The 12955-nt window shown below is 54.5% G+C and carries 6 protein-coding genes; 1 reads left to right on the top strand and 5 read right to left on the bottom strand.

What is annotated here, in order from left to right; genetic code table 11:
- Window positions 1–79 precede the first annotated feature (79 nt).
- Window positions 80–2476, top strand: coding sequence for an alpha/beta hydrolase-fold protein (locus tag NTU47_13695; GenBank protein ID MCX6134861.1), 2397 nt, complete (start codon window positions 80–82; stop codon window positions 2474–2476).
- Between the two features lie 73 nt (window positions 2477–2549).
- Here the strand turns inward: NTU47_13695 and NTU47_13690 are convergent, their stop codons facing one another.
- The 5 genes from NTU47_13690 to NTU47_13670 all read right to left on the bottom strand — a co-directional run bounded on the left by NTU47_13690 (window position 2550) and on the right by NTU47_13670 (window position 12937).
- On the bottom strand, window positions 2550–3851 hold the full coding sequence (locus NTU47_13690) for a hypothetical protein (protein MCX6134860.1): 1302 nt from the start codon (window positions 3849–3851) through the stop codon (window positions 2550–2552).
- Window positions 3852–3924: 73 nt separating this feature from the next.
- Window positions 3925–6420, bottom strand: a complete 2496-nt coding sequence (locus tag NTU47_13685; protein MCX6134859.1) for an ATP-binding protein — start codon at window positions 6418–6420, stop codon at window positions 3925–3927.
- A gap of 199 nt (window positions 6421–6619) precedes the next feature.
- A complete protein-coding gene (locus NTU47_13680; protein ID MCX6134858.1) occupies window positions 6620–8758 on the bottom strand; it encodes a hypothetical protein in 2139 nt (712 codons plus the stop codon).
- Window positions 8759–8793: 35 nt separating this feature from the next.
- Window positions 8794–11841, bottom strand: coding sequence for a TonB-dependent receptor (locus NTU47_13675; protein ID MCX6134857.1), 3048 nt, complete (start codon window positions 11839–11841; stop codon window positions 8794–8796).
- A gap of 61 nt (window positions 11842–11902) precedes the next feature.
- Window positions 11903–12937 (bottom strand): PorV/PorQ family protein, encoded by a 1035-nt coding sequence (locus NTU47_13670; protein ID MCX6134856.1) that lies wholly within the window; start codon window positions 12935–12937, stop codon window positions 11903–11905.
- Window positions 12938–12955 lie beyond the last annotated feature (18 nt).

Raw genomic sequence — 12955 nt, 5'->3', positions numbered from 1 at the left:
TCGCAAATCTGACACGAGCATCGGGCCGATCGATCCCACGCTTTGTGCTTTGAGAAAGAATGCATACATTCTGCTTGATATGAAGACAACACGAAGAACCAGTATTCTGATGGCGATGCTGTTGGCCTGTTCGCTGTACGCTCAAACGAGTCACGTCGAACTGCGGTCGCTCTCTGTGCCGGGCGTTGGCAGCTGGCAATTCAATGTCTATCTTCCGGACGGCTACGACCAGTCGAGCCAGCGATACCCGGTGGTCTATTTGTTTCGTGGTGCGGTCGATGAATGGATGGACCGAACAGAAGATGCCAGCCGCGGCGGGAGGAACATTCAGGGCATTGCGGACACCCTGGTCGCACAAAACGTCATGGGAAAGCTGATCCTCGTGATGCCGGGGTTTACGGCGATGTCCGGACCGGCAAGCGAAGCAGACTATTCGTTTGTCCTGAATACGCTGATTCCTTTTATCGATCAGCAGTATCGAACACTGCCGGGGCGATGGTTCAGAGGCGTAGACGGGTTCTCGCTCGGGGGCCTCCATATGGTGAACCTGATCTGGCGAAACCCCGAACGGTTCTCCTCCGCCGGTTCGTATGACGGAACGGTCTCCATGTTCAACTTCAATCAGATGATCGCCGCCGGCGAACCATATTTCGCCCGCATACGTCCGATCCAATTTTTGCTGCACAGCGCTGCGATCTCGCCAAGCAACCTCAGCTCCAACCGCCAATTCGAAGTTTTCTTGAACTCCATCGGGATCCGAAACGCCTTCCCGGATCTGCTGTTCTCAACAACGTCCCAGCACAATTGGTGGAATGCAGACGAACACATGATCCGTGCGCTGCCGCTTCACTGGTCGAAGTTCCAGATTCCGTCGAAGAGCATTTCCGTTCGTTGGAGCTCTTCCATACCTGGCAAGGCTGCAGGAACCGTCCGCTTGGCTTGGTCCGGCGGACAGGCGCCGGATACTCTGAAGACGATGGTGGAATGCAGCAGCGATGGCGGAGTTTCCTGGCAGACGCTGCTCTTTACAGCCGGCAGGGACTCGGTGTACGACTGGAATACCCGGGCGTTCCGAGACGGGACGCGATATCTTGTCCGCACGCAGATCTTCGGCGACACCTCGTACGGGGTCGTTCAATCACAGCGTATCATCGTCGATAACCCGGGCAACAGCCCGCCGGATATTGTATTTCTCGCTCCACAGAAAGGCGAGACAATCTCCGGTACATACCGTGTTACATGGAGTGCCGAAGATCCGGAGGGAGATCCAATCCGGGCTTCGATCTTCGGGAGCAGTGACGATGGCAGATCGTGGCAGGCAATCGCCTCCGACCTGCCCAACACGGGATCATACTCCTGGAACTCGCAGGCGACGGCCAATGCGCTCTCATATCTGTTGAAGATTACCTGTTCAGACGGAACTCTCTCGTCTCAGATTGTCTCGCCTCCGGTTCGGGTTCAGAACGACCGGCAATCGATCGGCACGGCGAAGCACGTCGCCGGAGTGAGCGACGGGAAAGTCACTGCAAACGTGGTGAACCCGGGCCAATTGACAGGCCATGTGTATCGCGTAGTATTTGACGACTCATCCGGATCGCAGAAGGCGTACAGCGTCTTCGATGTTTCGAAAAACTCTGTTGCCCTTCAGAAAATCGCCTACGTCGGCGACGGAACCGAGGGGCCTTCGTTTGACGGACTGAGGCTCTCTGTTTACGATCCACCGAGTGTGGTGAACAACAGGGATTCGACGCGATGGACGAAGGGGGCGAGCACGCTCACATCTCTTATCTCAGTTCCAACGGTGTACGCAGGATCCGATACGATCAAGGGGGTCGCCTACCCGTCGGATTACGAGATCAGGATCGCGAACCAGGTTGTGGATACATCAAGCTCGTACCTCGGGTCGGCCGCGACGCCGTTGTACTTCACCGTATGGAACACTACCGAAAGCCATCGGTCTGATGTGGTGCTCGGCGAGTTGGATGGCGACGGGAGGATCAGCCGTTTCGATGAGGTGTACATCCTGGAGAAGAACCAACGCGGCCAGTTGATAATCACCTGGGAGATATTCTTTTCGGGAGATGATAGGGCGATTCTCCCGGCGGCGGGCAGTGTGTTCACGCTGAAGACGATCAAGCCGATTCGGTCAGGTGACATCTACGAATTTACGGCACTTGCGACAAGCATTCAGGGTACCTTTGCCGACCTGCCGCAGAGCATTGAACTTTCACAGAACTACCCGAACCCATTCAATCCGCGAACAGCCGTCAGCTATCAGCTGTCAGCCAGGGACTTCATTGAGATTTCGGTCTTCGATGTTCTTGGCAGGCAAGTGACGACCCTGGTAAGGACAGTGCAAAATCCCGGCACCTACACGGTATGCTGGGATGCGGCGGGATTGCCCAGCGGTATCTACTTCTACCGATTGAAAGCGGATAAAACAATTCTCACAAAGAAGGCGCTTCTGCTCAAATAAATCCTGATGTCACAATCACCACTGCGTGCGTCCTTACGCCTTCTCAAGAACTTGTCTATCTCCCTTTTGCAGACTAGCGTCCGGGACTTCCGCTATCACCTCTCACATTGAACGGCTGTTCGTGCTTGTCGATGCACCCGACCGCCTGGACGACAGCCCGCCTGTTCAACATTGTGATTGGCTCGTCCGATACATAATTGCGCATCCGGCAGCCTGACATGCTTATCGTCAGTTTCTTGCTTCCCCTGACAAGCAGGAAGTCCATGGACTTACCGATCGTGGTCAGTGCACCGTTGGGGCCCGAGAACGCCTCGACATTCGAGACCGACGTGTGCCCCTCCCCCTCGACAACGAATGGATGAATTTCCCTCACCGCGCGACCGACATTGGCAATGATTGAACCCTGAGAAATCAGCCAAGTCCGGTTGAACGATCCTTCTCCCACCTTATGAACTCCGATAGTGACGCAGTCGAAGTTGAAGCTCGTCATCTGTCCGTAGGTTTGGGGACCAAGATAGGCACCGCCGTACACGCCGAACGTGAAGACATCCATCAAGACGGCATTGTCGGTGTGATTTATTGCGTACGAGAAAGTCCCCGAAGCCACCACCGCATCGATGACAGCCCGGCTGTAATCACCTTGGATCAAACGCTGATTAGCAGGATTCACATGACAATGCAGGATGCGCGGGATGTCATAGCAGTGGTCGATGCGGATGAACTCACCGCTGAGCGGATACCCGTAGCAGTGTTCGAAAAGAATCTGCTCGCACGGGACACTGGCGGCAGCGTTGAAGTCCATCGCGATGTACTCCCCGAAGAACGTGAGACAGGAGAGAGTCACGCCCTGCGCCGGATGGGTTTGGGAGACTTGTATCGTCGGCGGGTATTTGATAATCCTGGCCGGATCTGTCAGAGTCTGATCCGGGTACCAGAACTGTAGCCCCCGGAGCTGTGCAGCGGATTCCACAGTGATAAACGGTTTTTCGCCGTCTTCGATCCGGAATACACTGCCGACCGGCTGAGGCTTGCCTGCATGGCGCGTCCCTCTCCCCACCGGTCCATGGACACCAACAAGCGAAACGTTTTTGCGTAGCACGAGTCCGCTGGCAACAGGGTACGGCTCGTCAGTGGGTTCAACAAACAGTGCAGCCCCCAGCGCTGATGCCGAGTCGATCGCTGCCTGCAACGCTGCGCGGTTCTTTTCGGGTGTGTTTGTCGGCAGGACACCAAATTCGCGAATACTCCTCATCCCCTGCGTCTGTACGGGACCCTGCGCAACAGCTGCAGAGAGGCCCAACAGACAAAGAACGATGAACAACGCCGACAGAATAGACCCTGGATGCATCACCGCTAAGGACGGGGGATCTTTCATCTTGTCGCCGGAGCGGAGAACCATCCTGAAGTTATGAGGTCAACGATTCTCATTTCTCACATTGAACGACTTCTCACGATTGAGTCAGAATCGACCGAACCTTCCTGACAAGCGTGTCGGGAGTGAAGGGTTTCTGGAGAAAATTCGTCTCTTTTTCCAGAATTCCTCTTTCGGCAACGATATCTGCAGTGTATCCTGAGATAAAGAGGGTTTGAATCGCAGGGACCACTTCTTTAATTCGCTTCTGCAGCTGTTTCCCGTTCATTTCCGGCATGATCACGTCGGTCACCAGCAAATCAATCTTCCCTTTCTGATCGGCACAGATCTCGAGTGCCCGTCGGGGCGACGAGGTGCAGAATGTCGCATAGCCATGCGACTGCAATGCCGAAACGATGATAGCGAGAAGGTCTTCTTCATCTTCGACGACGAGGACGGTTTCGCTTCCATCAATCGACAATTCACTCACAGCTTCTTTCTGTATTTCCACTTCACCGATGAAGCGAGGCAAAAGTACTTTGAATACGGTCCCCTTCCCCTTTTCGCTCCGAACATCGATAGTGCCGTTGTTCTGTTTGATGATGCCGAAGACCGTCGCCAAACCCAACCCGGTGCCTTTGCCTTTGGGCTTCGTACTAAAGAACGGTTCGAAGATGTGCTCCAGTAAAGCCGGATCAATACCCTCCCCGGTGTCGGAACATGTCAAGACAACATACTCTCCCGGCGTCACGGCGCTGTGATCGTTCCTCGAGTCGCTCACGATGGAGAGGTTGGACGTTTCTATCGTGATGGTACCGGTATTTTGTATGGCATCGCGGGCGTTCGTGCAGAGATTCGTAACAACCTGATCTATCTGACCCGGGTCCATTTTGATAGTCCACAGGTCCTCGGCGAGAATGAGCTTGATCGTGACGTCTTCGCCGATCAGCCGCCCCACCATTCTCTCGATCGATACGAGTTCATCGTTCAGGTTGAGGGCAACAGGTGTGATGACCTGCTTCCGGGCAAATGCAAGCAGTTGCTTTGCCAGGTTTGCAGAGCGGTCGGCCGCTGCGATGATTGACTGTATGCTTCGGTGCGCCGGGTCGGATGGCTTGAGGCCTTTTCCGATCATCGCGGCATAGCCGAGAATAACGCCGATCATGTTGTTGAAATCATGCGCCACTCCGCCAGCCAGTTGCCCAATTGCTTCCATTTTCTGCGATTGAAGCAATTGTTCCTGGAGCCTCTTCTGCTCCGTGATATCCTCAGCGGTGATATCATAGTATGCAACTGACCCGTCGTCGTTGTACACCAACCAGACGTTTTGACGGACGAATATTTCCGCACCATCCTTTTTATGCCACTTCGATTCAAGGCCCCGCACCTCTTGTGTGCCGTGAAGCAGATTCAACAATGACTGACGATCCTGACCCAACGAGGATCCCCCCTCCTCGGTATCGGATGCGGCGAGGTTTTCAAACGTCTCAAAGCCGAGCATACGGACAAGATGCGGATTTGCGAAGAGGATCTTCCCCTGCGGTGTCAAACGGCAAATGCCGATCGCAGCGTTTGCGTACAGATTGCGGTACCGCTCTTCGCTCTCCTTGAGTTGCTCCTCGGCTTTCCGTCGGGCTTCCGATTCCTTTACAACTACCCAGGCCTTGATACCGAAATATGAAATGAATACTCCGCCAACAAAAATACAACCGACGATGATCGCCAACTTCTTGCTGAACTCGGCCAGAGATGTGGTGATTTCCTCCTCGGAGTATACGACGGCCAGCGGCCAGATGGTATCATTGATATGAACCGGGAGATAATAGGCTATCCTTTTTCCAGCCCGCACTTTGCCGACAGACGCGTCATACACATAGGTCGCCATCCCCTCCTTGCCGGCGAGCATACTGTCGGCCACACGCAACAGGTCTGGAAATCCCTTCGCCGTCTCGCGGATCGACTTTCCGATATGCCCGGTCACCGGACAATACAGCTCGATCCCTTCACTGCTCAACATCCACGCATATCCCGAGCCACTCATCTCGATATCTCCAAGAATGCGTCTCCCAACCTCTCCAAAGTCCACCACGAGTGCTATCGTACCGTCGAACACACCGCCTTTGAAGACGGGGTAGTGAATCGCTATTGCCTGAAAACCCTGAACAGCGTCAAACACATCGCTCACGACAGGCTTGTGATCGGCGAGAATTTTTGCAATGTGTTTCTGCTTGGAGATGTTGGCGCCCACTGAGTTGGGGTAGTACGGGGCGGTATAGGTGATGGTCCCGCTGCTGTCGACACGCGTGATACTCTTCATCTCGACCCGCAGCACTCCCCTCAACTTCGTGAGTTCATCCTTTCCCTCTTCGTTCATGAGAATGATGTTCCTGTCGTGGGAAAGGTACGAGAGCACACTATTCCATTTGTCGACCAACTCGTTCAGGCTGTTTGCTGCTTGCCGCGCATAAATTCTCTGGTGGCTGACGACCCCCTCAATGGCACGGCCCCGTTCCACATCATAGAAGTAGTAGAGCAGGTAGCTGCAGAGTGCCAGAAGTATCAGAATTGTGACAAACCAGGATCGTGTTCGCATTGCGCGTCAGAAAGCGTGTGGTTGTGGAAGTTTCAAGAACTGTTTCCCCCGTGATGGTTGACCGAATAGTAGCTGTCAGTTTCCTCTCCTGCAACATCATCCTTATGCAGGCTGTACGGCTCTTTTCGGGCTTTCACACCAAAACACAAGCGCCCCCTTCCGGAGGCGCTGGCATTATTGATAACAGAGGTTGTTCCTGCTAACGAATAATCACGAGTTTCTGATACGAGGTGTCCCCTTGCTTGTACTTCAGCTCATTTGTTACGGGATCGAGAAAGTCGGCCGTCACGGTGAAGTGGACGATGTAGACGCCGCTCACGACCACCTGGCGGGACGATGTAATTGAATTCCATGTCTCGTCTCCGCTGCCGTTCTCGTGATTGATCGTATTGACGAGGTCTCCGTTCTCGGTATAGATCTTGATCGTGCAGTGACCCGGGATATTGAGGAACATGATCTTGTCGGGCTCACCCGGATATTGCATACCGGGAGCCGCGATGTTATATGGATTCGGAACGATTCGGATTCCAGCCAAGCTCTCCCCGGCTTTCCTCCGCAGGTACGCAGGTTGATTCGTCTTTGTGTAGAACCTGCTGCTCAGAAGCCGACCGGTTGGATTCGGCCCTCCTGACGTATTGTTGCTCCCGTCGCTGAAGGCGGAGATGTAATAGTAGTAGCTGAATCCCCGCTGCGCCGTGACGTCGTCGAAACTGGTCGCCGTCGCTCCCAGGCTCGCGATTTCCTTGAACGTCGTGTCGGGCTTCCCGGTTGCTCGGAATATCTTGTATCCGCCGAAGCCGGCGGCGTTCTTTGACGGACTATGATCCCACGAGAGCGAGATCCTGTCGCCGCCTGAAACGATATTGAACAGCGGGGGCGGCAAAGGCGGTTGAGGAATCTGATAACCCAGTTCGTAGTTGCGCTTCGCCCGGCTGAACGTCTGCATGATGGAATCTCTGCCTGTGTAGAACCAGGTGTCCTTATAAATATCTTTGTCTGTGGTCGTCGATCCGTTTGGCAGCGTGAACGGCCCCTTGTCGCTCGTGTTGTCGTACGCCTTCTTCCAGCGCATGCCGATTTGCCAGCACGCGTCCCGACTCAATCCGGCAACTCCTTCGGCGATAACGATCACAACGCTGTCGCCCGGATTCAAATCGAACGGTCCGTAATTGGTCCATACGTTTGTGCCGCCGCCGTCTCCGTGGATGATCCACGGGTCAGGCTTGGTGGCCATGTACACCTCGTCCATGCGTTCGGTCGGACTTCCGAGACCTTTGTAGGGAATTCCGCTCAGCATCTTGTAGAGATCGGTATGAAACGTCGCGGTCCCGATTGTCATATCGCCGAGACTCGGATAGGTGTCTCCCGCGTGCCAGCCGAGTGTGCCGGGCTGGGCAGGGTCATCAGCCTTGTTGGTCGCGCTCTTGTCGACGTGGAGGGCAACCATACCGGCGAACTGCGGAGCACAGAGCCGGCCGCTTCCGTTCCTGTCGGGCCCACCAAGATTATCAAATGTGTTGATCGCCGATTGGCCTGCCCAGGCATAGCCCGCGCGGAGCCATTGAGGGATGGGGCTGGATTCGGTCAACTTTTCGGTCGCGTGCGCCGCGTAATCCTCGCCGCGTTTCGTCACCCATGTATGCTTGCCCCAGTCCTGGCCGTCGGCGATTTTGAACGATCCTTCGCGGCCGACACTGTAGCGGACACCGAGACCGAACCTGAGCCCCTTCACAGGTGCGTTCAGGACCTTCTTGTTCGTTGCGTCGACATAGCCGGTATTCTTGAACGTATATTCTTTGATGAAGTAGTTGTCGTGGTATTGCTGGCTGAATGCCAGGATCCGGCGCGTCATCGTAACGCCCATCGAGGTATTGATGATGTTGGTCACAATGCGGTCGGGAATCTGGTTCGGGTCGATCTCGTCAATTTCTCCTTTGTACGGGGCGTTGATGTCTGTGCCGTCCACGTAGACAGTCGGAAGATCGATCTTCGCAGTCTGCTTGTGGACCATCGGGAACAAGGCGCTGCCGGCATAGGTCTGGGCAAAATAGACGCCGTAATTGTCCCAGCGCTGTCCCTTGGAATCGGTGAAATCCATACACCCGATCCACTGCCGTTCGATCACGGCATTGTCCTGATACGCGTAGTCTGCGGGCCACATGAGCCCTTCATAGAACACGTCGTTCCAGGCGCGCTCCGAACCATAGGCGGTGAAGCGGCTCTGCAAAGTTCCGACGCGGACGTAGCGCTTCTGGGTCTCCGGCACCTGCGACACCAAAGAGGTTGTCGAATACAGCAGGCATGCGAGGATGAGTAGGTATGTACGATTGCGAAACATCGCGGTTCTCCCTATTGTCGATTCAAAGAGCGTGGTCAGAAACTGACTCTGACGCCAAACATATAGCTTCGTGGATTCAGGAATGTCACCGACGTGTTGTTAGGCATGTCGATATACGATTTCTTGTCTTTCCGTACCTGGTTGCGGGCCGACACTGCCGGATCATTGTTCGGATTCGGTTCAAGAGGTTCGTACCGAACGTCATCGGGCCGAATAGTGCCGATCCGGTCGCTTCCGCTCTTGTCGCCTTCCATCCACGGGAAGCACAGTGAGGCAAGGTAGTCCTGGTAATCGTACGAGTTCACGAAGCCCGCGTAGCTGAGCTGCTTGATATTGAAGACATTCTGGATGTCGAGATAAACCTGGAACTCGAGATCATACATGCGGATGCTCTTCATGAAGCGCACATCGCTGTTGAAGTTGTCTTTCCATTGCACGTTGTCGACAACGCCGGGGATGGAGTTTGGATTGTACGTGCCGTAGCTCCCTGCTGTCCAGCCTGCGAGGATATTCACGCTCCACCCTTCCAGCGGGCGCATGCCGAGAACTGAGGGACCGAAATCGTCCGGCGTGCGCAGCGTCAAGTTGGCCCTCGCGTACGGCTGCGGGTGAGGCCTCGATTGGTACGGATTCAGCTGTAAATAGGCCCGCTGTTGGTTTACATCCTGGTAATAGGATGTAAGATCGAAATACCCCGACGATCCGACGTCATACGTGTAATTGATGAATCCTGTAATCCACGAGCCGCCGATCTTCGTGAGTGTCACTTCAAATCCTCGGATATCAGCGTAGTTGTTGTTTGTGGCCTGGTAATAGTGCACCGAGCTGTTGATGTTCTGGTAGTAGATCCATCCAGGCTGATTGGTAATGTCCTTATAGTACGCCGCCAGGTTCACGAGGAACATATCGAGAACATTCTGCTCAAACCCAAGTTCGTACGAAACCGTCTTCTCGAGTTTCATGTTCGGATTGCCCATATACGTCACGAGGCCATTCGACTCCCTCTGCAGACGGAAACGGAACGTTGAGGACGGCTCGGAGAGGAAGTGGCCGTAGTTGAAGTACAACTTTGAATTCTCGGTGATCGGATGGGAAATTCCAAGCCTCGGGCTTATGTAGAACTCGGCTTTCGCTTTCTCCTTCGCAGCATTCTGTTCGATCCCGTTGCCCAGTCCCTGACTCAGGAGCATATCGTACGGGGAAAGATCAAAAGCGTCGCTGTTGGGATTCGAATAGTCGAGTCGAAGTCCGACATTCGCAATGAAACCCTGGAACTCGAGCTTATCCTGTGCATAGACGCCGATTCTCCACGGGAACACATGATAGATCATACTCCTCGTCCAGGTCGACATCGAAGGACTGTAGGTGCCGGAGTTGATGTCGAGATCGTCGTACGTCCACTGAAATCCCGCCTTCACCTGATTGTACTTGTCGAACTGTGTTGTGATGCTCCCCCGTATCGAAGTCGTGGAGTTCACGCTCTTGTCCCGTCCGAGGTTCATCCATCCGCCTGTGCTCATGACGCCGTCGATCGCGCCCGTGCTATAGCCCCAGTACCCGTTGGGCGACTCATCCACGTAGATGCCCGGAACCGGCTGGTAGACTTTTGAAGTGTCGCGTGTGGCCGACTGAAATGTGTTGTATCTGCTCTGGTTGCGCTGGACTGCCACTTCGTAAAAGGTCACCGGACTGAGCATATGCGTCAGTGTTGCGCCGAATGTGGTGCGGTAGACAGAGCTGGGGCTGTACCGATCAGGCATATACAATGCGTTCATCCCGTCGCTGCTGCTGAGAAGACTCGCCACTTCATACTGGCTTCGCATGAGATACCCGGTCGGAGCTGTTGTCCACTCATACGGCGACACAGAATTCGATTCACCGTAGAGTCCCATCATTGTGAGCTTCATTGTGGAGGTAATATCAGACGTCAGTTTCACTTGCGTGTGATTGTCGGTGTACGCATCCCTCGAGAGAGGATAGATGAACATTTCCCGCTCGTTGAAATGCGACAGGTAGAACCGGAGATTGCCGAGCATTTCACTCACCACAGGCATCGGGCCGCCAAAGCCGACATCGATGGTGTAGTCCGGTTTCGTGATCTCGCCTGAGCGGCGTCGCTGCCACTCCCACAATCGCTTTGCGCCTTCGGGAGTAAGGTCGTTCTTTGGATCCTTGTCCTGCAAGGTCGCGAGGGACACGGCGTTCCACCCCTGGAAGTACGGGTACTCGCTCTGCGTGTCAAGATCCCAGGCGCCGTTTTTCGTGCCGGTCCAGCACACCGTCGGATCTGTGTACGGGCGGTTGAAAAATGAATTCGGATCATAGAGTGAGAGCCCGAAATGCTTCGGTGCGGCTGGCTTGTACCGGACGTTGGCTGTGCCATTGTACCGGCTCCGGTCTCCGTCCTTGGTCACGACATTGACAACACCCGACCGGACGTTACCGTACTCCGCATTGAAGCCTCCTGTCTGAACCTGCAGCTCTTTTGTAGCCGATAGCCCGACGGCTGCATAGGGAACGTTTGACCGTTCGTCGTTCATGATGAAGCCGTCGACGACAAAAATTGTCTGATTCGTTCCACCGCCGCGAACGACAATTCCGTCATCTCCTTTCTTAATCCCCGCTTGCAGCACCAGTACCTCCGTAACCGTCTGAATCGGCATGGCCTCGACGGTCTTGGTCTCAATGTTGAACCGGCTCGCTGAGACGTCCTTCGTCACGATCGGCCGCTGCGCTGTAACGACAATTTCCCCGGTGACGAGAGCCGTCGCGCTCAGCTTCGTATCGATGGTCGTCGTGATATCAATCTCGACGCGGACATTTTTGATCGTGGTCTTCGCATAACCAATCATGCTGAACCGGAGCGAATACTGCCCCGGGGGGACATTCAGGATCATGTAGTAGCCGTCGACATTGGTCGCCGTCCCGACCGTCGTTCCCTCGATCATGACATCGACGCCGGGGAGCGGTTGCCCGTTTTCCGCATCGGTCACACGACCGGCGATCTTGCCATGCTGCCCGGCAGTAAGCGTCGCGGCGACACAGAGCATTGTCGCTATCACTATCAATGTACCTTTCCTCATGGTAGCACTCCTCTAATACGTAACACCCGATTGAATTGCTCCGGCATGCCCGGCAGCAACCTTAGAAGGAAAACCTCACAGAAATCCGTTGGATATCGCTGAAAACTTTGTGGGGCATGAACGAGTAATCCACAGCAACCCCGAATTTCTGTACGCCAATACCGGCCGTCAGGCTGTAATCCGCATGGTGACTTATGTAGCCAGCCCTCAGGGCGACAGTCTTCCCGAACACATACTCTCCGCCAATATTCAGATACTCAACGTATGCACGCGGATGAACCGCATCGATGGAGACAAAGAGCGAATGATCGTCTGCCAGGTCCGGAACCAGGTCCATCAGGTTCATGGAAAGGCCGATCTTGAACGTTAGCGGCAGCTGAAAGCTCTCGCGCTCATATCGGATTTCACGCGAAAAATTGTTGATCGATACCCCGAACGCAAGGCTCTTGAGACCGGTCTTGTAGATTGTCCCGAAATCAAACGCAATCGTTCCCACATTGTAGTCACGCAGGTCGTATGATGTATCGGTCTTGACCACGCCAGAGCTCGTTGTTGTCTGTTTGTAGACCGGAACCAGGCTCTTGCCAAGGCTCTGATAGGCATATTTTGCCTGGCCGCCGACTGAAAACTGGTTCGAGAGTTCTTTACCATACCCGATTCCCACGACGTATGCGTTGGGCATGGGATAGCTGTCGACGTCCTCATACCCTTGCTCATTGTTAGCAACACGGGTGAATTTGAAATTCCCGTAGTTGATGGTCATAACGCTGATACCCACCACGCCGTATTCCCCTCCGTAGGGGGCAACAGCGACGGCACCGGAAAGGTACTTGATGTCTGCGATCCACTTCAGCTGGTTCGTGGAAAAGTCCATGAACTTGCTGATCCCTGCGAGTCCGGCAGGATTGTAGAAGAGGGCTGTCGACGACCCCTGGACGGTCGTGAACGCTTCTCCCATTGCCGTCGCGCGGGCGTCGGTGCCCACGTTCAGGAAATTGAATCCTGTCTGGGCCAGTTTCTGCTGGGCAAAAATGTTCTGGACGAAACCGCAGCAGACGAGAAGAACCAACACAAGAATAAACGCAAGTTGTCTCATTGAGAATGTCCTCACTTG

The sequence above is a fragment of the Ignavibacteriales bacterium genome (assembly GCA_026390595.1).
GTDB lineage: Bacteria > Bacteroidota > Ignavibacteria > UBA10030 > UBA10030 > UBA9647.
This window is presented reverse-complemented; position numbering and strand designations above follow the sequence as displayed.